Annotated in this window: 19 protein-coding genes; 4 read left to right on the forward strand and 15 right to left on the reverse strand. The window is 45.0% G+C overall.

Translation table 11 applies throughout. From position 1 onward, the window contains the following. Position 1 precedes the first annotated feature (1 nt). The 13 genes from mreD to HMPREF3190_RS06390 form a co-directional block, all read right to left on the reverse strand. Entirely contained in the window at positions 2 to 532 is a 531-nt protein-coding gene (gene mreD, locus HMPREF3190_RS06325) for a rod shape-determining protein MreD (RefSeq protein WP_066781452.1), read from the reverse strand. Next, complete coding sequence (mreC, locus tag HMPREF3190_RS06330) at positions 529 to 1,368, reverse strand: rod shape-determining protein MreC (protein ID WP_066781454.1); 840 nt, start codon at positions 1,366 to 1,368, stop codon at positions 529 to 531. Before mreC ends, mreD begins: the two co-directional genes overlap by 4 nt. Before the next feature lie 10 nt (positions 1,369 to 1,378). Continuing rightward, complete coding sequence (gene mreB / locus HMPREF3190_RS06335; RefSeq protein WP_066781456.1) at positions 1,379 to 2,434, reverse strand: rod shape-determining protein; 1,056 nt, start codon at positions 2,432 to 2,434, stop codon at positions 1,379 to 1,381. Between the two features lie 240 nt (positions 2,435 to 2,674). Continuing rightward, positions 2,675 to 3,079, reverse strand: a complete 405-nt coding sequence (gene ndk / locus HMPREF3190_RS06340; RefSeq protein ID WP_066781458.1) for a nucleoside-diphosphate kinase — start codon at positions 3,077 to 3,079, stop codon at positions 2,675 to 2,677. A gap of 150 nt (positions 3,080 to 3,229) precedes the next feature. Continuing rightward, positions 3,230 to 4,579, reverse strand: a complete 1,350-nt coding sequence (locus HMPREF3190_RS06345; RefSeq protein ID WP_066781460.1) for a tetratricopeptide repeat protein — start codon at positions 4,577 to 4,579, stop codon at positions 3,230 to 3,232. A 55-nt stretch (positions 4,580 to 4,634) separates the two neighbouring features. After that, entirely contained in the window at positions 4,635 to 5,162 is a 528-nt protein-coding gene (locus HMPREF3190_RS06350; RefSeq protein ID WP_066781461.1) for a peptidylprolyl isomerase, read from the reverse strand. A gap of 265 nt (positions 5,163 to 5,427) precedes the next feature. Continuing rightward, entirely contained in the window at positions 5,428 to 7,326 is a 1,899-nt protein-coding gene (locus HMPREF3190_RS06355; protein WP_066781463.1) for a hypothetical protein, read from the reverse strand. Between the two features lie 177 nt (positions 7,327 to 7,503). Continuing rightward, on the reverse strand, positions 7,504 to 8,067 hold the full coding sequence (locus HMPREF3190_RS06360; RefSeq protein ID WP_066781465.1) for a GNAT family N-acetyltransferase: 564 nt from the start codon (positions 8,065 to 8,067) through the stop codon (positions 7,504 to 7,506). Positions 8,068 to 8,331: 264 nt separating this feature from the next. Next, positions 8,332 to 9,978, reverse strand: a complete 1,647-nt coding sequence (locus tag HMPREF3190_RS06370; protein WP_449676350.1) for a S1C family serine protease — start codon at positions 9,976 to 9,978, stop codon at positions 8,332 to 8,334. A 174-nt stretch (positions 9,979 to 10,152) separates the two neighbouring features. Next, positions 10,153 to 10,938 (reverse strand): amino acid ABC transporter ATP-binding protein, encoded by a 786-nt coding sequence (locus HMPREF3190_RS06375; RefSeq protein ID WP_066781735.1) that lies wholly within the window; start codon positions 10,936 to 10,938, stop codon positions 10,153 to 10,155. 306 nt (positions 10,939 to 11,244) lie between these two features. Continuing rightward, positions 11,245 to 11,898 (reverse strand): amino acid ABC transporter permease, encoded by a 654-nt coding sequence (locus tag HMPREF3190_RS06380; protein ID WP_066781470.1) that lies wholly within the window; start codon positions 11,896 to 11,898, stop codon positions 11,245 to 11,247. Between the two features lie 177 nt (positions 11,899 to 12,075). Further along, positions 12,076 to 13,086, reverse strand: a complete 1,011-nt coding sequence (locus tag HMPREF3190_RS06385) for a transporter substrate-binding domain-containing protein (protein ID WP_449676352.1) — start codon at positions 13,084 to 13,086, stop codon at positions 12,076 to 12,078. Between the two features lie 246 nt (positions 13,087 to 13,332). Then, the gene (locus HMPREF3190_RS06390) at positions 13,333 to 16,770 is read right to left on the reverse strand and encodes a leucine-rich repeat domain-containing protein (protein WP_066781472.1); all 3,438 of its coding nucleotides are present in this window, start codon (positions 16,768 to 16,770) and stop codon (positions 13,333 to 13,335) included. A 279-nt stretch (positions 16,771 to 17,049) separates the two neighbouring features. Here HMPREF3190_RS06390 and HMPREF3190_RS06395 point away from each other — a divergent pair, with 279 nt between their 5' ends. Together HMPREF3190_RS06395 and HMPREF3190_RS06400 are read left to right on the forward strand one after the other, a co-directional pair. Further along, on the forward strand, positions 17,050 to 20,313 hold the full coding sequence (locus HMPREF3190_RS06395; protein ID WP_066781474.1) for an insulinase family protein: 3,264 nt from the start codon (positions 17,050 to 17,052) through the stop codon (positions 20,311 to 20,313). Positions 20,314 to 20,351: 38 nt separating this feature from the next. After that, entirely contained in the window at positions 20,352 to 21,422 is a 1,071-nt protein-coding gene (locus tag HMPREF3190_RS06400) for an acyltransferase (RefSeq protein WP_066781476.1), read from the forward strand. Here the strand turns inward: HMPREF3190_RS06400 and HMPREF3190_RS06405 are convergent. Continuing rightward, positions 21,390 to 22,337, reverse strand: a complete 948-nt coding sequence (locus HMPREF3190_RS06405; RefSeq protein ID WP_066781478.1) for a transporter substrate-binding domain-containing protein — start codon at positions 22,335 to 22,337, stop codon at positions 21,390 to 21,392. The genes HMPREF3190_RS06400 and HMPREF3190_RS06405 overlap by 33 nt on opposite strands. Before the next feature lie 631 nt (positions 22,338 to 22,968). Between HMPREF3190_RS06405 and HMPREF3190_RS06410 the strand changes: the two genes are divergently transcribed. Further along, entirely contained in the window at positions 22,969 to 23,709 is a 741-nt protein-coding gene (locus tag HMPREF3190_RS06410; protein ID WP_156425752.1) for a ComF family protein, read from the forward strand. A gap of 25 nt (positions 23,710 to 23,734) precedes the next feature. Beyond that, the gene (locus HMPREF3190_RS06415; RefSeq protein WP_066781480.1) at positions 23,735 to 25,624 is read left to right on the forward strand and encodes a hypothetical protein; all 1,890 of its coding nucleotides are present in this window, start codon (positions 23,735 to 23,737) and stop codon (positions 25,622 to 25,624) included. Here the strand turns inward: HMPREF3190_RS06415 and murI are convergent. Then, complete coding sequence (gene murI, locus HMPREF3190_RS06420) at positions 25,602 to 26,741, reverse strand: glutamate racemase (RefSeq protein WP_066781484.1); 1,140 nt, start codon at positions 26,739 to 26,741, stop codon at positions 25,602 to 25,604. The two genes, HMPREF3190_RS06415 and murI, sit on opposite strands and share 23 nt — an antisense overlap. Positions 26,742 to 26,924 lie beyond the last annotated feature (183 nt).

Raw genomic sequence — 26,924 nt, forward strand, 5'->3', positions numbered from 1 at the left:
GCTACCTTACGTTTATAACGCTTGAAGGTGTTTTTTGAGCATTACGATGACTTACTATGCGTGCCAAGATAAAGTAGGCAACCAGCGATAAAACGAAATTTATACCCCATGATGGCAGTATGATATGTATGCATGCCTGTAAGAAATCACTTGAATGAAGCACGGCGTTTTGAATAAGCCCTATGAAAAATTCAATAAGAAATGTTCCAAGCGCAAGGGCGATACATGCTGTGATTGCTGCGTGGTTATCAAGTGTATCGACGATGCGCGCAATCAGCACACTCACCAGTGTAAAGACCAACGAAAACGATCCTACAACGCCACCGAATAATAAATTAAATGCTAATCCTGCAAAAAATGGCAACGCAATACGCCTTACAGAACTCGTAAGCATAATAAAAGGAAGTACCAGTATAACCAAGAAATGTGGCGTTCCTAAATCGATATGAGCCCAAGGTGCAATAAGAAATTGCAGCACAAACGCAATAATCACGATAATAAGAGCATTTTTTGTTTGTCTCTCTGTACTCATGAGCCGTATTCCTTAATAACAAATACTTCTTCAAGCTGGGCAATGTTATCGGGCTGAGTAACGAGATAGCGTTCATCGTGCTTAAGTTGGCTGCTGTGCGATGGTGTAACGCTTCCTACTAACAATCCCTTAGGAAACGTTCCGCCCACGCCAGAGGTAATGACGCTATCGCCTGCCTGCGGCATTTGATCGCCCGTAAGATTATGTACGTAAATAAGCCCCTCAAGTGAGCCTTGGAGCATGCCTTGAACGCGTGTGGACTGTATCATCACAGCTGCACCCGATGCGCTATCTTGCAAAAGACGCACTTGAGCACTGTGTGCATTCACCGCTGATACTTGTCCAACAACGCATGACGAGCCCATAACCGCCATACCAGGAGAAATACCTTCTGCGCTTCCCACATTAATCGTAACACTACGTTCCCAGCCAGAAAGTGTCTTATCGATAATACGCGCCGCAACGCCCGATAGCTTTGCTGCTTCTTTCATCGATAACAGCGACCGTAAACGAATAATTTCTTGGCGATACTCTTCTCCTTGCACAACCAAATTGCGCAAGTGAGCATTTTGCTCGCGCAAATGTGAAAGCGTTTCGGGGTTTGCTTGCGAATCATCAAGGCGGGCGCTGGTAGCATCAAGCGCCGATCCAAATACACCGCCAATACGTTTAGCGGGAACAGCTCCTAAACTAACGGCATTTTGTACGCTATGAAGCGCTCCTTTTTCACCTTCAAAGGTATACGCGAAACACAGTGCAATTGACACCACAAGTGCTGCAAGAAATGCAAGTGGTGTATTTCTGCTCTTCTTTTGAAATGATTGATACAGGGACATAAGCAAGCCCCTAGCGTGCCCTCATAAGCGTTTGACGCAACGCGCTTGGCGTGTCGAGCACTTTCATACAACCCGTTACAACATTGGTAAGAGCAGTTTCGCTTGTCCATACGGGAATTTCAAGCTTATCGGTAAGATAGCGATCGAGCCCCGACAACAAACCGCCGCCACCCGTAAGCAAAATTCCGTTTTGAATAATATCGCTTGCAAGATCCGGGTTTGTTTTCTTAAACGTTTCTTTTATGCTTAAAACCATCTCTTCACAGGGCTGTACTAAAGCAGAACGAACGTCTTCCGATTGGATAGTTACTTCTTTTGGCTGTTCAGTAAGCACATCCTGACCTGAAATAATCATATCGCGCTCGTGACCATCTTCAAAAGGCAAAATAGATCCAATTTTGATTTTAATAACTTCAGCCGTACGCTCGCCAATTTTAATACCCAGCAAATCACGCAAGTGCATAGAAATTGCCTCGTCCATACGGTTGCCAGCTAAACGCAGTGATGATGATGTTACAATGCCGCCCAAAGAAATAACAGCAACCTCAGTAGTACCGCCGCCAATGTCAACAACCATTGAACCAGTAGGCTCGGTAACAGGTAAATCGGCACCCATAGCAGCTGCCATCGGTTCTTCAATAAGAAACGCTTGACGTGCTCCTGCTTGAATAGTTGACTCAAATACCGCGCGCTTTTCAACAGACGTTGCACCACATGGAATACACACAACGATACGCGGTTTGGTTTGCCATGGGTATTTACGAGGTGCTGCTTTGTTAATGAAAGCGGAAATCATAGCTTCAGTGATGTCGTAGTCGGCAATCACACCATCTTTTAAGGGGTGCTCTGCAGAGAAAGCATCGGGCGTGTGATTAATCATGTTTTTTGCTTCATGACCAACAGCAAGCACGCGATTAGTATGGCGCTCAATAGCAACTACGGAAGGTTCGTTAATGACGATACCTTCGCCTGAGATGGCAATAAGAGTATTAGCAGTACCCAAATCAATTGCCATATCTGCGCTCATGCGTCCTGTTAACCCTGCAAAAAAGTCTAAGAAAGACATGAATGCGAGCCCCTTGCTTCTCTTCTAACGGGCAAGCGCACATTGGCGCTTGCAACCGCTCCTACTTGCCTGTTGCACGTGGTTGTTTCTTATCTGACACATATCGAAAGGCGCACGTGCGACACCCCTACACTACTCAATGTAAGCTCGTTCGCTGCGCATTACACGTGCTCAGCGAACTTACGCAAAAGCCTGATTGAACGGGTAATCATACCCGTGTAGCCTTACACCCGTTCAAGCTTACGCAAAAAAGATACCAATCTCACGCTCAGCTGATGCTTCACTGTCTGAGCCATGAATAACGTTTTCATCCATAATCAAGCCAAAGTCGCCACGAATAGTGCCAGGAGCAGCATCGGCAGGATTTGTTGCACCCATCAGCGTACGTACCTTTGCAACAGCACCTTCACCTGAAAGCACCATTTTCACAACAGGGCCTGATGTGATATATGCTACAAGGCCTTCATAGAAAGGTTTATCTTTGTGTTCAGCATAATTAGCAGCAGCTTGTTCTTGGCTTACCATTCCCATTTCAAGGCGCTCAATTTTCAATCCTGCGCGCTCGAAACGTTTAATAATAGCTCCTACATGACCATTGCGAACACCATCAGGCTTAATCATGGTATACGTTTTTTGAATTGCCATTACAACTCCTTTTCGTTGTGTACACGTATGTACATCTGCACTGTTTTACTGTGTAGGCGCTTCATGCTGCATTCGTTTAAACACACAGCGCTTCACAGCTTTTTGCTGCAGCACGTATTGTTACAAAAGTAACGACGGTTACTACCGTAATTAATTACGGCTTGCAAAGTATAATTCTACATTAGTAATTTTCCAACCCACAAGATCGCGCGCAAGCGTAATTTGATAGCGAATCGCACCGCTTTCTCCTTCGCTTGCTGTTACGAACACTTTTGAGATGGAAGCACCAGCTGCCACTTTATCGATACTCACGTTTGCATTCGGCGTAATGAGCGATTTCATATTCTTGATGTCAGCTTCTTTTACGCGTGGATGAAACACCTGTGTATCGTTACCATTTGTGTTAGTGAACAGTTTTTCAACCGTTTGCTGCTGAGTTGGATAACCGTAGCCTTGCAAATACAATACTACACCGCCTGCTAAAGCAAGCAAAATTACCACCATAAACGCAATAAGAATTTTCAAGCCAACGCCACGTCGTTTGCGATCTTGCTTAACAACACCTCGTGACCAGCGCTCAAGTTCTTCATCAGTGGCATTAAAGAAACGCTCTTCGCTATCGCCATAAGGAGCATTATCGTAAGCATCCGCGTAATAATAGTTGTCATTATCGGCTGCTTTTTGCTCGTCTTGATGAGCACCTGGCGCATCGTTTGTGCTGACCGATACATCAAGACCCGATGTATCATTGGCAAGAGATGGTATCGCTTGCGTTGTTTCTGCTGTTCCTTGTGATACAGCTGCAACAGCACGTTGGTAGTCGACTGTCGCCGATGACGAAAGAAAATACGTACGATCGGCAATCGATTGTTCAAACGACTCAACAGCTTTTTGCATCTGTCCACAAGCAACATATGCCTGACCAAGGCTTGCATATAACTTGTTGCGAACATTTTGCTTCATGTCAAACTGAAGTGCGCTTTCATACGATGCAACAGCATCGGCAGGTCTATCAAGCGCCATAAAGCACACACCAAGGTTTAACAGTGCTTTTGTTGGATCGGGATTAGCTTCATCAAGTGCTGCTTCACGAAATTCAACACCAGCTTCAGCCGATTTACCCATTTTTAACAACACATTACCAAGCGCAAGATGAGCTTTGTATACTTTTTTATAGTCTCTATCTGATATAGAAATTTCAAAATGCTTTACGGCATTGGTGTAATCGCGCAAAGCAGCATATGCCATACCAATATTGTAATTAAGGCTGCCACAGGCATCGTAATCCGTATCGGCGCTTGCCTGATTGTACCAATCGATAGCTTCGTCATAGCGCTTCATTTTGGTATAGCAATTACCAATACGATGATGCAAAAGCCCTTTATCACCAGGTTCTAAACTTTCGTCATCGGAAAGCGTTGCCTGATACAAACGCAATGCAGTTTCATAATCACCTGCCATGACCATCATATTTGCCTGATGAAATAAATCCTTATTCATACCTACCCTATCTTTGCGCTGTAACTCATGTTGTACTTAACACACGCATCGCAGTTTAACGGTTAAGAATTTCTATGCTTTCAATAACATCGCCTGCACGCAGCAAACCGATAACATCTTTACCTTCAATCGTTTGACCAAAAACAGTATATCCGCTATCAAGCATATGTTGAGGTCCAAGACACAAATAAAATTGTGAACCTGCTGAATTGGGGTCTTGTGAACGCGCCATTGCAAGCGCACCATCTTCATGAGAATTGTTCGGATTCGTTGAATATTCCTCTTTGATGCAATAGCCCGGTCCGCCTGTTCCAAGCCCTGAGTAGGGATTATCTGCCATGCGTGCCACTTCTTCTGCACTGTATTGTTTGGTGTTAGGGTCGCCACCTTGAATAACAAAATGCGGAACGAAACGATGGAATTTTAAGTTATCGTAAAAGCCTTTTTCAGCAAGCTCGATAAAATTACCAACATGAATAGGGGCATCATTGCCCGCAAGCTGAACGCGAATTGTGCCTTTTGATGTGGTAATAACTGCAATTTCTTTACCATTTGGCACAACAGATGGTGTATAAAGCGCCATAAGTTCTCCTTACTTATGCATACGACAGCACATACTTATGCTTCAATCATACCTTGCACGAGGACAAACATACCACTATGCATGCTGTAACGTACAGTTGGTATCATTGTACCAGTAAGTGCGCATACTTCGCAAAATTGATACATTGTAGTTTTTGTGCCGGTGCGTTATTCGAACCCAGCGCTGCACAATATAAGGAAAGCAGCCTTAGCAAAACAGGCGCTAAGGCTGCAATTACAATTCATGGAGGCACGTAGGCATTATATTATCTGCGACTGCGATACCGTGCTCTTACAAACAATGCAGCATACGAACATGATCCAACAAACAGCAAGAAGAACAATACACTGCTGAGCTCATCTCCTGTTTGAGGAAGTGTATATCCGTGAGAGCTCGTTGCGTCGTTGGATTGTGTCGATTCATGCGGCGATGTTATTTCGCTGCGTGTTGAGGATGATGCTTCACCATTTCCTGTATTAGATGACGCCTCGCCATTTCCTGTATTACTCGGTGCTGCGGGCGTTGAAGCAGGTGCATTGTACAGCGCTACTAAGTTGGTATTTTCAAGAAAACAATATGATGTAAGGTCGATAGGATGTTGAGTTGTATCACCTTTCACATACCACCCAATAATATTGAGATCGCCATCCCTCGTAGGTGCAGCTAAGTTCTTTACGCTCGATGCTGCCTCAATTGTTATAGGAGACGGCGCTAGTAAGGTACCATCGCTACGCATAAACTGTATTGATACATCGTTATAACGCGGCACAAGTACCGTTTCGCTGCTAAACACAGTTGTTGCAAGGTCGATTTTCGTTTGTGTTACATCGCCTTTTTTATACCAGTACGCAATAGCGATGTGTTTATCTCCACGCATAACATGCGTTGGTATTGGTGCGTCAGTGGGAAGCACCGCGTCTTTTTCACAAGAAATAGAAGTAAGGCGCGTTCCTGTTTTATCTTCAAACGTAACATCAATATGCGGGAATGGCTTAGCGGTAAGTGTTACATTCCAGCCATCAACATCATTGCCTGACACAGTAATCGAATATCGTTTATCAAGCCATGCTTTATTGGGATTTGCGTCAGAAAACTCACAAAGGATTCTGTACTCGTTTACTTTCGTTCCACGATTTGGATTATAGCTTAAAGGAGCATCATAGCGCAGCTCAAGGCTATTATCGTTAACCGCATCTTGGAATATAGATCTATCAGAATCGGTCAACCATGCACTTTTGTTATTCTCAAAATTTTCATCTTGCTGAACAAGCGTGAGCGAGCTCTCTTTAACGTCTATAAAGTTACTTTTATCGATGATGTTACGCTGTTGAGCTTTAAAGGTAATTTTAGGCACCACACCTTTTGGTAACCTTGTTCCTGGTGCTAAAGCAAAGGTATAGTGCGAATTCATATTCTGCACAACGGTAGATGAAGATGCAAAACCTGCAACATTATTAAAAGCACCTGTTCTTAACCCGTATTGTGTATTGAAAGGAACTCCGTTAGACGCCTTTCCTTTATTCAGAAATGAAGCAATTTGAAGAAAATCTTCGATTGTTATCTTTTTACCTTGTTTGGTAGTAAATTGGTGTGTTGCTTCATCATAAGACGTACCAAGCACTGCTTTTGCTGTAATAACATCATCAAGGCCTGCTGTGAGAGTCTTAACAAACCAGCGCACACTCTGCTCTCCTAAGTCGTCGTATAAAACAAGCTCTCCATCAGCACGCACATAGTATGTTTCTATCTTTTGACTCGACTCAGCCTTTCCCTGAAACATGGGATAATACAGCAATGCAAATTTTTCTCCCGCTTGCGCTGGATTCGTGGTTGGTACATAGCTTTTTGATGAAAAATCAAGATCGGCAAACTCAATAAAATGATTAGTTTTATCTGTAAGATCGTACCGTTTTCCATTAATAACAAGATACGTTTTGCCCTGCTCTTCTATTACTTGACGCGTTTTGTAACTCGGCTGTATCGTATTTTGAGCAGTAGAGGAAGTGCCCGATTGCGCTGCATTTTGCGCTGCGAAAGCACGTGTCGAAACTTGAGACACTCCTATAAGTACAACACACGCACAAACGCATATACCAATAAGCGCACATATTGCAAAGCGATATGTTTGATGTACTTTGCGCGACCAACAATACCGTTTACTCATATTCACCATTTTCTCTGCGATCAATGTTTACCATTACCACTATACACAAAATTAACGAACAATTTTGATAGCTTACAATTATAACGGGAGAAATTATTTTTAATGAAATTTACATGAGAAGAACGTTAATATATAATTAATATAAATTCTTGTATATGATATAAATCAACAGTACAGCTATGATTGCGGTATGACATCAAACAACGGAAGATAGAAAAAGACTGCACGCAATTCACGTTTGAACTGGGCGATATCGCTAAATCCTCCATTTGCTAATATTTCGTAATACTGGCTTCCTTCTTTTTTCAGATAGTTCGTACGCACAAAGCCGTTGCGCTCATAAAAACGCAATCGTGCAACACGCTGCTGATAATTTGCTGCATGTTCATCGAGGCGCTCAATTTCAAGCACAACAGGAAGCTTAGGGTACGCTTGCGCTAACGCAGACAAAATACGTGAACCAATACCACGCGAACGCATGGAAGCATCCACAGCTAGAAACGCAATATACAAACATGATGGTAGCTCAATATACAATGCCAAACCAGCAAAAGCACCTTCGTCAAAAAAAGCTACATAATGGCACGATTGACGGTGCTGCAAAAACCACATCGTAACAGGAGAAAGACGCTCCTCAGGAGGAAAAGCCTCCTTGTAAAGCGCCTCTACAAGCGCTTTGCACCGTTCATCTTTGCGCGTATCGCGCATCTCAAGAGCAGACTTATACTGAGTATCATTCATGCGTATTCCTTTAAGCGCAGGTTGGAAACAAGTGGCACGGGCGCTTACGCTGTTGCGTAAGCGATAACACGTACTGTGAGCGCGATTGCGCGCTGATTATGCGTTGAATCAAGCGCGCGTTGCGCAAATAGCGTGCTGGTTGTGCGCTCGCGTTGCGCAAATCATGCGCTGAGTGTTCGCCTATAGTCGTCGCGCACAGCGTAAGTGCATGTACGTGCCATACTCTTGTAACAGTGTAACGCAATTGCGTGTTGGGCGTAGCAGTTAACGTAAGAAATTACGACGGGCGTTTTTGTCTGAGTTGTGCGGTGTACTTTCCTGCTGTTGCTGAGCATTGGTTGACTCAGAATCTTGATCGTTGCCAAGCGTAATAGACAAGGTAACTTCTTTTCCACCGCGCACTACTACCAAACGAATGCTGTCGCCTGGCTTTTGCTCGCGCACATCAACCATAACACTGCTTGCATCGGTAACCGCTTTGTCGTTGAATTTGGTAATGATGTCGCCCTCTTGCAATCCTCCCTGATCAGCACCCGAGCCTTTCAATATCGAAGCCACGTAAGCACCCTGCTGCGCGCCAAGTCCATAGTGGCGTGCAATTGCTGGGTTGACGGTACTCAACGATGCGCCAAGGCGTGCATGAGTAGGAGTCTTACCTTCGATAATTTGTTTGGCGATGCTAAGCGCGTAATTGATAGGAATGGCAAATCCAACACCTGAATAGTTGCCAGAATTCGACGTGATAAGCGTGTTCACACCAATAACGCGGCCCTGCGCATCAACAAGCGCGCCACCAGAGTTGCCCGGGTTGATGGCTGCATCAGTTTGAATCATATTGGGATAAATGGTCGGACCAGCAGGCTTTTTACCTCTGTTAAAAATGCTATCCAAGTCGCTTTGCTGACGTGCAGGAATAACTTGTGAACGGCTGGTAGCCGACACGACACCCGTTGCCACCGACTGCTCAAGACCAAATGGACTGCCGATTGACATCACCCATTCGCCTACTTTCAGCTTCGATGAGTCGCCTAAATCGGCTGCTTTCAAGTTTGAAACGTTGTCAACTTTCACGACCGCTAAATCGCTTGATGGATCGGCGCCAACTACTTTTGCGTCGCGCTCTTCGCCACCAACATTTACTTTCAGCGCATCAGCATTAGCTACAACGTGATAATTTGTAAGCACGTAGCCGTCTTTAGAAAGCACAATGCCGCTTCCAAGCGATGATTGTTGCAAATGAGCATCATCAGCTCCAGAACGTCCACCGCCATACAATGACGGCGTTGCTTTGTAGACATAAATACACACGACAGACGGAAGTGCTTTTTGTGCAACCTGTTCGGCAAGTGTTTCATTAGTAGGAGCTGCGTTAATCGAACCTGGCGTATCAGAACCGAGCGTTGTTACACGCGTTGTAAGCGATGTTCCAGAAACTCCCTGGTAAATACTAAATCCACCTGCTGCAAGAGCAAGACAAAGAATCGTGGCACAAGCACAACCTGCGAATGCTTTTGCAAAAACGTGCTTACTTTTATCATGGTGAACAGCTGCTGCACTCGCAGATACGCGTTCTGCATCAGGTGACTGTGCTGCTTGTGCTGACTGTGCTGCTTGTACTGACTGTGCTGACTGTGCAGGTGAATATGGCGTGTTGGCAGCACGTGCAGTGCTCGTTTGATAAGTATTAGTTTGCTGAGCGCTCGTATTTTGACTATTTACTTGCTGGGATACGTGCGCACTGATAGGCGCTTGAGGCGCTCCTCCTTGAGATGTTGCTGACTGTTCTCCGTTAAAAGGAGGTATCGGCGCACCCGGTCGCACATGCATTTGAGATGATGGTGACGGCACGCTCCCCTGAGCGTTTTGCGTATTGGAATTATCTTTTTCATATGAATTATTTACATCAGTCATAATGTATCCTTTTCGCTTACTGGAACCGTATCACAATGTTCAGTATGACAAGTATCTCTTAAAAGGAACTTAATCATTTATATAAATATCCTGCAGTTTTGTTAAATTTTTGTTACCAAACGTCAAACGAATAACCGCCCTGTACGGCACAAATGAACGCGCCGCCACAAGCGTCTAAGCATGTGAAAAAGTCGACAAAAACGCGCGGGTACGTTCCTCACGAGGCGAATCAATAACCTGATGTGCACTTCCCTGCTCAACAATAACGCCACCATCCATGAAAATGATACGATCAGCAACATCGCGCGCGAAGCTCATTTCATGCGTAACGATAACCATCGTCATATGCTCACGTGCCAAATCTTGAATTACGTTTAATACATCGCGCGTCAATTCGGGGTCAAGCGCGCTGGTGGGTTCGTCAAAATACAAGATAGACGGCTTCTTTGCAAGCGCGCGAGCAATAGCAACACGCTGCTTTTGGCCACCAGACAGCTCGCAAGGAACAGCATCAGCCTTATGTGCAAGCCCCATCTTGCCAAGCAGTTCGTAAGCACGCTGTTTTGCCTGTTCAGCGGGAACATGATCAACGCGAATAAGCGGATCGGTAATATTGCGCAGAACACTCATATGCGGAAACAAATTAAACTGCTGGAACACTAAACCAAACGCACTACGAGCTTTGCTAAGCACTTCTTTGGGCGCATAAACGCTGGTAATAGCACCAGAAGAACCCAACTTCTCTGCCGTGCGCGCGTCATCGTGTGCCACGCATACATCACCATACGTCAACGTGCCGCGCTCGATGTTCTCAAGCAGCGTTAGACAGCGCAGCAAGGTTGACTTTCCACCACCTGAAGGGCCGATAATTGCTACCACTTCGCCCTTTTTTACTTCAAGAGAAATACCTTTAAGAACGGGTGTTGCACCGAAATTCTTGTAAACGTCACGGATACACATAACAGCTGGTGCACCATCCAGCACATCTTGTGACGCTTCTTGTGAAGCACCGTCCAGCGCTTCTTGTGACGCTTCTTGTGGTGCGGCTTGTTGCGCGTTTTGTGGCGTTTCTTGAGTTGTATCATGCGGCGCATCTTGCACGCCGGCAGAAGCATCATATAATTCAGGGTTATTTTGTGATTGCTGTGTCATTACTCTATCCTCTCTTGCACGCTTGCCCCTTGCGGCCACGCAATGCGCATCGATGCCATACAAAACGCGCTACCAGGCATTTCATCTGCGTTCTTACATTTCTTACCATGCTGGTTAGTCGGAATAATACGAAAAGTGCTTCTCAATTTTTGCTAGCACAATCTCAATGAGCGAACTGAAAACCCAGTAAATAATGGCAGCAAACGCAAACGGAATCATGCTTGCAGCCGATGCAGCAAGTGTTTTCGCAACGCTGAACATCTCGGCAATGCCCAATACATATGCCAGCGACGTGTCTTTAACAAGCGTAATAATCTCATTGCCTAACGCGGGCAAAATTCGCTTAAATACCTGCGGTAATACAATAAGCATAAAAGTTTGCTTACGCGTATAGCCAAGCACTTGGGCAGCCTCATACTGACCTTGAGGAATCGATTGAATGCCGCTGCGATAAATTTCTGCAAAATATGCCGCGTAGTTCAAGATAAAACCAATCGAGCACGCGATAATTTTCCACTCAGTAGACAGTCGCAGGTGAAAGATATAAAAAGGACCAAAGGTGATGGCAATAAGCTGAAGCATAAGCGGCGTTCCGCGCATGATGGAAATATAAATGCGCGTTAGATACGCAAGAGGCGCAAAACGCGAACTGCGACACAGTGCTATCAGAACTCCCAAAGGTAAAGCACCTATGAGCGTGATTGCAAAAATAAGTAACGAAGAATAGAAGCCTTGTGCTAAAAGCCCCAACGTTGCGCCTACATCCATTGCATCCCTTTCTTACGTACTTTGTGCCGGTTGATATGCCGGCTGATGTAGCAGTTTGTATGCCTTTGCACTATTCTTGCACGGTTTCCCAACAGAAAAGTGCAGCGCCGCTTGGCAGCGCCATTCCAAACGCCAAAGCGCTCCATAACCTGGAGCGCTTTTGTGCTGGTTGCGGGTTTATTTTAACACCCAGCCATCATAGCGAAGACCATAACTTGCGTAGTTGTCGCACAATTTTTTCACCGTTCCATCTTTATACATTTCGCGCAAGGTATCAGTTACTTTTTGCGCAAGCGCTGTATTCCCTTTCGCAAATGCTACGGCGTAGTGTTCCGATGATAACTTTTCATCGAGAATGCGGTAACTTGTTTTTGACTGTGCCAACTGGTATGCAGCAATCGACATATCACATGCAACCGCATCAACAACACCCGACTCAAGCTGTAAAAATGCTGCGTTGTAATCGGCAACGGTGTCCAAGCGAGAAAATTGCGCCGCTAATTCTGCACGACCATTACTGCTAGCAGGTGTTTTCAAAATTTTGTCGGCCGCCGATTCAACTTGTGTAAGAACCGCCTTTTTCGATAAATCAGACAACTCTTTTATCGGCGAATCACTGCGTACTACAACAACCTGCGCATTCATCATATACGGTTCTGAGAACGTGTACAAATTCTCGCGACCTTCTTTCGTAAACCCGTTCCAAATGCAGTTGATCATGCCCGAATTAAGCGCAACGTCTTTAGTGTCCCAATCGATAGGCGCCGCCTTGAACGTCATGCCCGTACGCTTGGCAACTTCGCGCGCTAAATCGAGGTCAAACCCTTGATATGTACCGTCTTGCCCCATAAAACCATACGGTGGATACGATGCGTCAAATCCAACCGTAAGCGTGTTGCTATCAGCGCTTTCAGACGATGACGACATGCACGAACTAAGCATAAGCGCACCCAGGAACAAAGCTGCACACAAGCAGATACGCGCCGCTGTTTTCAGTGAGCGTGACGATGCAACAGGCATAAGCTCGTTTGGCAGCACGGCTGCGCTGTGCGTGGCGCTCAGTGCAGATGCAGTGCTGGTGCTGCAAGCCTGCCTGCAGCTAAGATTGTGGCGCGAAGTGCAAAAATACGAACGTGTAGAACGGACAGCACGGCGCACGCTTGTGCGTAAAGCATCCAAAGCTTGCATTGTCATCACTCCTTTGAAGATGTGTTCCAGTTTTTGATAGTTCAGTACTTTATCACAGTAGAGTAATAAAGCAATCCCCTCAATGAAACTTTTTTTCGCAAGGACATATTCCTACACATCTTGCACAAAACTACTAAACAAAAAGCCACTGCTCTATTTCTAGAACAGTGGCTTGCCATGTAATCGTAGCGAAAACAAGAATCAGAGGTATCAAGCTGCATTCTATAAAACGTCGCTTCACAACTTCTAACGATGCGTGCTAAATCTTCTGTAAGTGCACAGTATCACAACGCTGCATACGCTAAGAGCGAAAGCCATAAGCAATGCGACTGTATCGGATGTGCGCGGCATACCATTGGTGCCAGCTGCATTATCCTGTGCAGACGCTCCCGACACGGTATTATCAGCTTGAGTATTCGGTGCTGTTATGCTCTGTGTTGTATTTGCTGAAGATGAGGGTGCTGTAATAGCATTATTCGATTGCTTCACAACAAAATTTTCAGACATAAGCGCATAAGCAAACAGCGACAAATCGCTTACCGTTACTGACGCTTTCCCATTTTTAACTGATACAAATTGCTTAGTAATTTCACCTGATTGATGCATATGCCACACTGCTACTACACGTCCATCATGCGCACCTGGAACAGTAAAACTAAACGTTAATGAACCAAACGCATCATGCTTCAATGCATTATTAACAAGCATTGATACATCGAAGAGAACCGCATTGCTATGCTGTTCCATAGACGACAACTCGTCTAACACCTTAGCATATTGCGCTTGATGTTCCGCTGAAAGCGCTGATGGAGCAAGCGTCGCACACACGATCTGGGGCTTTTCTGTCATCTGTGAAGCAGTATGTAAGCTAACATCACTCAATTGTACACGCGGCGCATCAGCTGACAATGCACGAGAAGCTTCAAGTATTGCTTGGTATGGTTGCAATGTATTAAGTGTTTCAGCTCCATTACCTGCTTTGATATTAAGTACGGTAGGCTCAACAGATTCTGTATTGTTTTGAAAATGCTCATTTGTATCATGTGCTGACGAATGAGAGGTATTGCTATCAGGTGACGATGCATCGCCAGAATGTGTTTGGGTATGAGTATCGGAAAGTGTGCCAGGCTGAGATGGATTTTCGTGACCAGTCGTACCAGGCTGCTCGGTTGTTGTGCCAGACTGTCCAGGCGTTGTGCCAGGTTGTTCGGTGCCTTGACCTGACGTACCAGGCTGATCACCGCTATGCGTATCGGGTGCAGACACATCTACAACAGTAATTTTTGTCTGCGTATTGGACGCATCAGCAAGCTTATCGCGCTGAGCTTGCAACAGCTTAAGTTCTTTCAGCGTTGTTTCATAGCTCAGGGTTGTGAGTGCAGGTAATGTGCTTACATCAAGCATTTTCAGGTTCTCAAGGCCTGTTACATCAAGCGTGCTTAAACTGGGAATTAACTTCACTTCTACACTTTGAGCATCTCCTGATAAATCAAGTTCATCGAGGCCATCAAACGCAGCATCAAAGACATATGAAACATCTGCACTCGTGCTCGTAACATTTAAAATAGCAGGTTGAGAACATGCCTTATACGCTGCACGAATATCGTCAAACGTCATCTTGCCTGCGTTTATATTTAATTGCACCAATTTTGTATTACGCTCTATACTCCAGTTGGGCTTAAACGAACTAAGGAATAACATAGAGCACGTTGCATTGTCGCGCACTTCTACTGTTAAAAGCTGCTTGTTATTTAAAAGATCTATTTTCTTAGCGTTCGTATCGATAATGCTCACAGATTTCAGCTGCGGCGACTGCGCAAACGCTAATCCTAGTTTATCTGCTTTATCAATTACACAATGCTCTACATGAATACCTTGCAATGCAGTCAAACTAGAACTTTTCAGCGTAAGCGGAACCTTCTTTGCGCTACTACCTATTACCACAAGCTGCTTAAGAGCACCATTTTGCGACACATCAAGACGCAAAATGCCAGCGCCATAGCACTCAAGTTGCTCTAGTTTTGAAAGTGATGCAACGTTCAGTGCGTCAAGTGCTTCATCGCTTTGCACAACAAGGTTTGTAAGCTGGGTATTCTTAGACAGATCAAGATGTATCGTGCGCGCAGCTTGTTGATCGGAACTTGCGTTGCCAGCAAACTTAAACACGCGTAAATTTTTCAAGTGCTCAATACCTGCAAAGGAATATATCGCATGCGCAGCGTCAAGTTTTGCCGTGCGGTCAAACACCTGCGCGGCACCTGATAGTGTTGCACCTGATGGTGTTGCACCTGATGGCGCTGCACCTGATGGTGCACCACATATTTCAAGCGCTGTAATCTTTTCAAGCTCATCAGCACTCAAGACACCGTCGTTGTTGGTATCAAAGCGCTTCATATACGCGCATAACGCTTTGTCAGGAAATAACGTAGCTAACGACTGCGCAGAAGTTTCTGCAGATCCTTGCACATCAAGCGTTAGTTCCACCGAAAGGCAATCGTTCGTATCGCCTCCAAAACGATAGTTATACGTAACAGCAGACGATGGATTGGTTACTGTTAACGTTGTTCCCGATAACGTGGCATTTTTGAGATTTTCTATACACGCTGGATTAATTGAAGGAGCATAGGTTTTCAAATCAATGCTGTTAGACGCTGATGTAACATGCACCTTTTGCGTTGTTTGATCGCCCATAAGCATATCAGGAATAGCATCGCCAAACGTAATACCAAGCAAAGCGGCATTGCTTATATCAAGATTTTTCAACTGCTTACATGCCGATACATCAAGCATATGCAGTGTGCTTTTTTGTACGTACAGCTGTTTTAAATTGGTGCACGAAGAAACATCAAGCGCAACAAGGGCGCATTGTGAAACATTCAGCGTTTCTAAATTCGACAATCCTGCAACATCAAGCTGCCTTATCTTCGTGTTAGAAACATTTACATTAGTAAGCGTCGATGTTTTTGGCAAACTAACAGCTGCTAGATGAGTATTAAAACATTGAACATTCTTAAGTTTCGTATTATGTGAAAGATCAAGCTCGCCTTCCAAGCCTGAACCATTCACAGTAAGTTCTTCAAGCTTAGTATTATGTGAAAGATCAAGGTGTTTGAGTGCCGCCCATGTGCCATCAAGTTTTTTAAGCTGGGTATTCTTGTTTACGTCAAGCTTAACAGTTTTCAGGCTATCACCAGGCGTTCCAATAAAATGAAGCTCTTCGAGTGCCGTAAGGTATTCAATGCCTTTGAAGTCGTACACATCGCTTTGCGCACCGCCCGATACCCAATCGATATTAAGGCGCTTAGCGTTTGCAATTTCGTCAGCGCTTAATTTTTTGTCACCTGCAAGGCCTGTCGATTGTGGCGCATCGACATGTTTTTCGATAAGGCTGCGAAACATTGCATCGGGAAAATGTTCTTCATCGATCGGAATGAGATTTTGTTGCGATTGTTGCGGTGGATTGTCTTGCTGTGTTTGTGCAGGTGGCGTATTCCCTGGCGGTTCAGGAGCGCCTTGCGCATACGACGCGAAGGCAGAAAAAGCGCATACGGACAGCGCACACGTCGCTAAAGCACCCCACAAAAACGCACCATGCGCGCAGCTTAAGTTTCGCAGGCGTGATGGTTGAGTTTTGTTGGATGGGTTTAGTCGTGATGCATGTGCAAAACGGTGATAAAACGACATAAACTCTCCTTCAATACACCCTCCTTAGCAATAACTCGTCTCACAGTTAATTATACTTATTTGGGATAATTCGCCTACGTTCTTCAAGAAAAAATTGCATTTTTGCGCGTGAATTTTTTGCAATGCACCGACTGCTGAACGCTTAAGAAGCACTGCAATATGATAGTGTAAGAGCAACACAAGGTATCGCTCGATTATGCGGCATGGTGCGTAATGCTGTTGTAATCGGGCAGCTTATACAGGAAATTATACCGGCACTTCGTAATGTTAGGAACGCATATGCGCATATCACACACGCCCGCAAGTTCGAATATACATACGTCCGCAGCTGCGAATGAATCTTCCGCAAGCACGCGGGCGCAAAGCACGAGCAAACAGCACTCGGCGCACTATCCAGAAAAATGCCAGATCCCAAGCCATATTCACGGCTTTAGTGTTGTGTCATGCGAAAAGCTTCCCGAAATTGATGGCTGGGCGTGGGTACTGAAACACGACGCATCGGGCGCGCGCATGCTCTACCTGCAAAATGACGACAACAACAAAGCATTTGCTATCGGTTTCAAAACACCGCCAAACAACAATACGGGAGTCTTTCACATTCTTGAACACTCGGTGCTGTGCGGATCGAAGCGCTATCCCGTAAAAGAACCATTCGTTGACCTGCTGAAAACGTCTATGCAAACTTTCCTGAACGCAATGACGTTTCCCGACAAAACGCTTTACCCTGTGGCGTCGACAAACGAAAAAGACCTGATGAACCTTATGTCAGTGTATCTGGATGCCGTATTTCACCCCGCAATTTACCAAAAAAAGGCAATTTTCGAACAAGAAGGCTGGCATTATGAGCTGAAGCCAAACGATCCAAGCTGTAAGGAAAATCCTGCTACTATGCCTGATAAAGACACGCATTTATGCGCAAATGGCGTTGTGTATAACGAAATGAAAGGCGCGCTGGCTGATGCGTCGTCAATTCTTTCGGTAGCGCTGCTTGAAGGCATGTTCCCAGACACGTGTTACCGCTTTGAATCGGGTGGCACGCCGCGCGACATTCCACAGCTCAGCTATAAGGAATTCCTTGATAACCACGCCGCACACTATCAACTGGCGAATAGCTATTCGATTATCTATGGCAATGTGCACATAAACGACGTGCTTGCCTTTATCAACGACACGTATTTTACTCCTGTTCACGATGAAGAATGCAATCAAGCGCAAGAACGTGCCAGCGCCAAACTGCCCGCATACATGCCACGCAGCATCGAATTTCAGGCGCCTACTATTCAGCGTGATATCGTGCGCTATGGAGACATAACGCCTGATAAATCGGTTATTGGTGGCGCATTCTTGATAGGAAAGTTTAGCGATCATAAACGCATTATTGCAACAGAAATTTTGCTTGACGCGCTATTTGGCTCGAATGAAGCTCCTCTGAAACGCGCGCTGCTTGATGCGCAGGTGGCAAGCGAAATTGACGTTTCGGTAGTTGACGCCATCGCGCAACCCTATGCCGTCGTAGAAGCGAAAGGCATTGGCGATTTATGCCCTGATGAGTTCTATGCACAGCTCAAAAAACATGCATCCGCTGTTCTTGATGCTGGAATTGATAGTGCACTGATAGAAGCAGCGCTGGCGCACTGCGAGTTTATCATGCGCGAGCGCAATTTCGGCTGTGCCGATGGCGTGGTATATGCCATGAATGTGTTCAATACGTGGCTTTACGACGATACGCTTGCCTATGAGTATCTCAAGTACGAAGACATCTTCAAAGAATTACATGCTCAGGCACACGGCAGCTATTTCACAACGCTTGCACGCGAGCTGTTTTTGGAGAATAACCACTATGCGCTAGCTATCGTTAAGCCAGGTGAAGAAAGCTACGGAAGTGACGATGCCGCATTTGAGCGCACTAAATGTGCACTTTCGCAAGATGAGAAAATGCAACTGGTAAAGCAAGAGGAACAGTTGCGCGCTCTACAAACACAGGAAGATAGCGCAGAAGCTAAGGCTTGCTTACCTCATTTGGGAACAAGCGATATTGAAAGCGCACACGCAGAAGCTCCGTTTGAGTTTATTGACGATGCACCACTTCCAACCATTCGCCACGTTTTGGAAACACACGGCATAACGTATGTATATCGTCATTTTGATGCGTGTCATCTACAATTCGACGACCTACCCTACCTGTCAATTTTGGCGCTTGTTATGGGGAAACTTGATACACAGCGACATAGCGCAGCACAGATTGACACGCTGGTACAGCACTCCTTAGGCAACTTATCATTCTACCCTGCAGTCCATGCACAATATGTTCCTGAACAGGATGCACATGACAAAAACGCCACGCAGAACAAGCAAGCTGAACAAGCAACATACACGCAGGGAGAACAGGCGCATACTTCCACCGCGCATCCTCTTACAACGCCACGCATTATGTTTACGGTAAGTGCAAGTGCGCTTGAAGAATTTTCGCCAGCGCTTACCAGCTTAGTAAATGAAGTGCTTCTTGAAACCAAATTTGAGGACACGGCACGTATCAAAGCCATCCTCGAACAGAAAAAATTACAAATGGAGCAACTTTTTGTAGAATCTGGTCATAGCTGCGCTATGGCACGGTGTCGCTCGTACTATTCACAAGAGGGCGTTGTAAGTGAAGCATTAGGCGGTGTTGACTATTACCGCAGTTTATGTAAACTTTTGGAGCGTTTCGACAACGAAAAAGACCAGCTTGTACAGCGTTTATATGCACTTACAGCTCAACTGTTCTGCGATGACAATTGCACGCTATCATTTGCAGGAAGCGATGAACAGTACGATGCATTTTGGGCAACTCAGCCCCAGCTTAATAAGCATGAGTGCGCCAACCCGTTTGTGCAGTCTGACTCGCGCCACAATGTGGTTGCATGTGCCCAAAAGCGGCCTATTCCAACGCAGCGCATGACTATTCCTCAGCCACAAATCAAACAAGAAGCGTTCATCATCCCTGGTAATGTATGCTATGCCAGCCAAGGCTACGATTTACGCTTATTGCAGCTTCCTTATAAAGGAACGTGGAGTGTTGTATCGCGCGCACTTACACTTGACTATCTGTGGAATGAAGTTCGCGTAAAAGGTGGTGCATATGGTGTGGGACTGAGCGTATCAGCGCCAGGCTTCATGAACTATTATTCATTCCGTGATCCGCACCTCGATCAAACGCTGGATCATTTTAAAGCTGCAGCGTGCTGGCTACAGTCGTATCAGGCAAACAGTGAGGCGCTTGAGGGCTTTATTGTAAGTAGCGTTGCAAGCATTGATGCTCCTGAAAAAGCGCGCCAAATTATTTGTAGACACGATGCACTGTTCTTCCAAAACAAGCCAGCTACCATACGCGCACGTTTCCGAAGCGAAATACTCGACACAACACTTGATATGCTCCACAGTTCTGCACACGCTCTTACAGAAATTGCCACGCATAATGCGACGTGTACCTTTACGTCAAGCAAACTCCTTGAGAACAGCAAAAAACACTTTGACGTGCATACGCTTATTACACCGCAGAACTAGGGAAAACCAATTACATCACACAGCTAAGGGAAACCACTATGCCTCGTACACACGGTACTCACACAATCCAGCACAAACAGCGCATATTCGATTACGACTTCATGCGATTTGTAGCTATCTGCTTTGTGCTTGCTATTCATGCAAGCTGCCTTACATATATCGCTACAACACCTGTGCAATGGGCGTACACCTACACAATGCGCAATATTCTTTTTACGTGCAACGGTCTATTTTTCTTACTGGCAGGTAAATTTGCACTTACGCGTCAAGCAGATGAACACATTAGTACGTTTTACATGAAAAAGGTATCAGGACTGCTTATACCATTTGCTATACTTGCACTCCTGCGAACACTCTATAACTTGTTTCCCAACTATGAAACTGCAGCTCATGTTGGGAAAGAATTTCTTCTTGCGCTCCTTGCCGAACTTAACCATTCAGAATACTGGTTTATGTTTACGCTTATTCCACTTATTTTTGCAGCACCGTTTTTGGCGCCTGCCTTCAAACAGCTGAGTCGTGAAAAAATGAATTGGCTGTTTGCGCTTACTATCATATGGCTTGCAATACATTTTGTGTCATCTAATACAACACTACCATTCGAGTGGACGTGGATTTTCCCTGGCAAATATGTTTCGTTTTTCTTCTTATTTTGCATTGGTCCAAGCGTAGAGCAGTATTTTGAAAATAAACGTGCGCGATGGATACTATATTTCTGTGGTTTAGCTGCACTTATAGCATGTGTTATCTGTAACTATACCGCACATACTGAACAGTTAAACGACAATTCTCCGATGCATATCGCACTCGTGCTGTGCATGTTTTTCCTGTTGAAAAACATATCGCACTTCTTGGTATTTATGCGAAAACCAATAGAATTTGTAGCACCTTACGTTATTTATATCTACCTTATTCATATGCCAATTGAATACGAACTCTTACGTGCATTTCCACAGTTAGAGCAACCAAACTCCTTTTTTATTTTTATTCCGTTTACGCTCATTACGCTTATCGGAAGTTTTGTGCTGGGCTTGGTTGTGCATACGCTGCTTATAAAACCTTCTCAAAAGTTGTTTTTATTCCTGTGTAGCAGACGCAAACGTACGTGAGGAACTTTGAGACGATACAACTGTTGCAATGCGAGACGTATCAAGAGTACAACCGAGCCATTTTTGTTCAATAATGCGCATATAACCTTGTGCTTTTACATTGGCGAGTGCAGTAGTAAGCGCTTGTTGCATCCCCGTATTTTTAGGAGACGTAACAACACAATATCCGTGAGGTTTTTGCACAAACGCAAGTAAACTTACTGTTGAATTATGCTGCTTAGAGAAATAAAGTCCAGCTAGCACATCGCAACTTGCATACGGTACCGCACCAGAATTCAATTGATCAAATACATTTTGTAAGCTGTTTTGACTAACAAGTGATTCATCGCCAAATACATTTTCCACTGCCCATGCACTTTTTGAGCTACTTTGCACAGCAATCTTAGGCTTACTGTGCGCCACAGGCAGCGATGGAGATATGCTGTTAGCACGATCGGCAGGTATAATGCGCTCTCCAGTGTGTTGCGCATCGCGCACAAAAAGTGCAACGCCAGAAGGAATATATGTATCCGTATACCACAGATGCGTTTGCTCTTTTGATGCAGAAGCGCTTTGCTGTTCAACACCACACACAACGTCAACGCGCTTTTTTTCAAGGGCGTCTTGCGTATCGGTTCCAATATCAACAAGGCGCACTTTAAGCCCCATTTGATCGGCAAGCGCATAGGCAAGATCAACGTCAATGCCGCACATATGATTATCTTTGCTTGAGCTTCCCGCTAACGGAGCGGTTTTAGCGTTTAAACCAACCGTCAAAACGCCAGGTTGAATAAGAGAAGCTGGAAGAATTTGCACAGGGGGATTACGTGATGGATCGTGTGAAGCTGTATGATCAAACGACACACATCCTGCACATACTACTGCAACACAAAGCGCACTCACTATACTTACATATCGTAGCCATCTGCACTTCATGGGCACTCCTTTAACTCTCTTGGGGAAGCATTCGTTCATAATGTGATCCGACACAGAGCAGTCATCTTTATAGCATGACCGCTTTCCTTAGCTGACCTAGTTTTTGACCCCACACTCGCGCATTGGAGCTTTGCTTACACGCCAACTCTCTCGCTTGCGCAACACTATGTTGCCATCAACAAACGATGCGACTTATATCTAGAACGCGCCATGCTCTCGCTAAAGCGATTACGTGGATCCTTTTGACCGCGTCTGCCATGGACTAAAGTGCCGCATTATGTGCTTAAAGATGCGCATTACGCATACAAGCAATACAAAGGACACTTGCAACTACAGACCCAAGGAAAGCACTTATAGTGTAGCAAAAATTTATACGTATCGCGTATGTACTTTCAAGCATTTTACATTTTTACAATATGCATAGTAAGGGCACACGTTTCGTGCAATGATGCAGAATTGCTTGGAGCTCTGTATCATGGCATGCGCTGCCTATTGAAGTATTTTTGCAATATTCGTAGCGGCTTTTGCCGTATTACTACCGTACTTTTAGCAGCTTTTTACCGTATTTGTAATGTCTTATTGGCGTCTTTTTGCCGTACTTTTGGCGTCTTTTGCCTGCCATACTGCATGCATGAAGAAAAGCATCGCACATACTACCACACCCGCTGTGCTTATAAGCGCGTTAAGCGGTGCGCTTCTAGAGAGTCTATGGCCAAAACGATGTATTATCTGCGGTGAAGAAGGGAGTGTCTTATGCGAATGCTGCGAGCATCACCTTGATTTTCTGGATAGATGGAGTGCGTGCCCACGCTGTGGCAGCGCCTATGGCTTGCGCTGGTGCACTGAATGTAACTCGTATACACTTCACAAACGCAATCTTACTGAACTACCCTACGATGCTGCTGCAAGCGCATTGCGTTTCTCATCAACAAGCGGCGCACTTATTCGCGGGTATAAAGATAAAGGTGAACAGGAACTTTCTGATTATATTGCACGCTTTATGTATCAATGTATGCATCCTGAATGGCATTTTGATGCTTTTACCTACATTCCTGCAAGCAAAAACGCACTCAAACGGCGTGGGTTTGATCATATGCAGCGTATTGGTAAAACACTCGAGCATACAAGCTCGATACCGCTTCTGTCACTTTTTGAGCGCCCAAAGCATGCTGATCAGCGCACCTTGTCGCAAACAGAGCGCAGCTTAAATGCTGCTTGCGCGTTTACGTTGCACGACCATTGCACAGTGCCACGCTCGGTATGTATACTGGACGACGTTATAACGACAGGTGCTACGATTGCCGCAGCGGCGCAGTGTTTAAAACAAGCTGGTGTAGGCACTGTGTATGTGCTTACCTGTGCACGAGTTTAGATAATTGGCTGGTATAATGACGAACATGAAAACCATACTGAAAACATGTTTGATACTTGTTCTTGCACTGTGCTTGTGCATTGATGAACCTGCTTCGGCGCTTCTATCAAGTGTAATGACAGGAAATCCTCAAGCGCAATCCTGTGCATGGGCAGGTCAGGGCAAAGGACCTATCGCACACGACAAACTCAAACCAAGCTTACTCAACGAGCAAGAAAAAGCAGCTTATGCCGCTATGCCAGGCACAGGAGAAGTATTTTTAGTAGTAGCACCACATCTTACATGGAGCAAAATAACCAACGACAAAACACCAACACTTCAGATGCTTGCAGGAAAAGCTGCCGTAGCAAACGTTATTACTGAAAAGAAAATCGATATCATCAACCGACTTGCCAATCCACGCTTTCACTATAGACGTATCAATTCAACATCAATGGTTGAAATTGAAGGCTTTATACGCGAACTGTACGAAAATCTCTCTCCCAACGATTCGCTTCTTATTACATCTTCACCAGCGCTTTCGAAAATAAGTACCTACACACTTCCCTGTTATGGCATGCTTATTATGGTTGATGGTGGCGATAATGGTCTTATTTGCTCAAGTACCGTACGCCGAAGCGGACTTATTACCTCAAGCAACGTAGCAGCTGCTATCGACACCTTGCTTGTTGAAAAACAGCGCAATCCTGCAAACTTAAGCATTTACCCGTTCACAAACTCGTATGGCGCGCTGCAACGCACAACCATGCTGTCCCGAAACGACTCAGTTGCCGACTCAATTGATGAATCAGAACAGGGCTTTATTTCGGTGTTTATTGGCTTACTTGCATTTACGCTCCTGATAAGCGCAGCACTCATTTCACTTGACATTCGCTATAAGCCACGTTTCTTAAAACATGTGTTGCCTCTTGCACGCATATTATGGATTGTTATGCTTGCAATTCCGCTCGCTACATTTGTGATGCACTTACAGCTTCCTTCGTTTACAACAGCTGAAATTAGCTTCGACTTTTTCGGTTTTGTTGTAATGGAAATTAGCTTTATATGCATTATCATTGCGCTGGTGTTTCGCTGGTCATATTCGCTACTTTTCATGCTTGCAGCTACTTTTAGCATACTGGTAATAGACCAACTGCTGGGTGGCCCTATGACCGTTACCGGCTATTTAAGCTACTCTCCTCTTGACGCAACACGCTACTACGGCATAGGAAACGAAGGCGCCAGCTTGGTGTTTGCATCGTGGATCATGTTTTCAGGATTTATTCTTACTCGCTTACCGAGCAGCGCCAACACGCTCTATCGACGCGCAATTTTTCCTCTTGGATCACTGTTTATTATTATGGTATGCGCAGCACCATGGTGGGGGTCAAATTTTGGCGTACTCGTTTGGGGTATCGTAGGTATGCTGGTAGCATGGGCTATGTTTAATCATATGCACATCACATGGAAGCATTTACTGCTTGCCATGATCATAGCTGTTGTTGTAACGCTGTGTGTATTTGTACTTGATACGTTTTTAAATGGTGAGTCGCATTTAGGTATCAGTACTAAGGCGCTTACAACTGACGGATGGAAAGTATTTGCAACACTGTTCATAAATGTTGTGCGTTTGTCGTGGAACACTATCACGTTTTCGCCATTTTTGAGCGTTGTATTTGTGATAATCGTTGCATTCCTTGCCTTTTTACGATGGGGAAAACCTGGAGCTTACCAACAATTTTGGGATGAAAATCCAGAATTTACAGGCGCGTATACTGCGCTTATGGTAACTGCTGTGTTAATGCTTATTATTGAAGATTCAGGTATTCTTATGCCAGCACTGGTGCTGCTGTATGAAACTGCTGGCCTTATTTGGCTGTTATGCAACAAACATAGCTGGCATATTCGCAATTTTATTGCTCAAAATAAGATGTAAGAAACAGTTCATAACGCTTGAGCATTTCAGGCTCTGGTGCAGACGTTTGCAAGCTTACAACATGCTGAAATGGTGCAATTGCTGATACTACAGCACTGGACGTGTTGCATGCTTGCGTTTTCTGGAAGCTGCGTGTTTCCTGTGCATCTTGCGTGTTGTCGTACAATCCCTGTACTGCCTGTGTTTCCTGTACACCTTGCATGTCATGCAATCCCTGTATTCCCTGTGCACGGTATGCACGTGGCGTAATGTGCGAATTACACACAGAAGTGCCGGCGGCAAACATATCAAGCGTGTCATCGATAAGGCCTTTTTGTACTAACCTTGTATGCACATAATTGGCTGTACCAAGCGATCCATCAAAAAATACTACATCACCAAGCACGTCGCGAATTTGCTTTTTAATGAACGGATAGTGGGTACATCCAAGCACCACACCGTCAATCTTTCCAGCATAAGCACCTATCAAATGTTGAAGCAATGCTTTAAAATCGCTTGCCTCAAAGTTACCTTGTTCAATACGATCAGCAAGCCCTTCACACGCAACAGGAGTTATCTGTGCTAGGTGAGCCCACTTCTTACTGAGTGCATGATACCTGTCGAGCTTTAACGTTACGGGTGTTGCCATTACCAAAATGCGCTTTCCGCGTAGCGTTTCTACAGCAGGCTTAAGAGCTGGCTCTATACCAAACAAAGGAAGTGATGGATACGTTGCACGCGCATAATTTATGGCAACTGATGTGGCAGTATTGCATGCAATAATAACGGCATCTACCTGAGCTTCAATAAATGCTTCAATAATTTCGCACGATCGTTTTTTTACCCACGCACACGGTTTTGAGCCATAGGGCGCAAACGCAGAGTCGCCAAAAAATAAGAAATCAGCGGATGGAATACGCGTTATAGCTTTACGCAACACACTTATTCCACCCAAACCAGAATCAAATACGCCAATACGACAACGCTGCGCAGATTGCTGGAGCGTAGCGTTTTCAGCAACACATGCTGCCTTGCGTGGATGTACATGCACGCATTGAGCGTTTATACATTCGCAGAAAAATTCTTTATGCTGTGCTGCAAGCGAAAATTCAACGTCGCTACCAGGCTGATATTCCATGCCGTACTCTCCTTTTCATGCTGCATGTTATTATGACGCTCTCACAGCACGACACAAGCGCACACAACAACACTTTTACGCTTCCTCACACAAAGAGCGCGTTTACGCGTTTATGTTTGCATGGTGATACATGTGCTCTACGCGTATAATGCCGTATAATGCAAACAGCAAAGCGCTCGTTTA

This window comes from Umbribacter vaginalis (assembly GCA_001552935.1).
Classification (GTDB): Bacteria; Actinomycetota; Coriobacteriia; order Coriobacteriales; family Eggerthellaceae; genus Berryella; species Berryella vaginalis.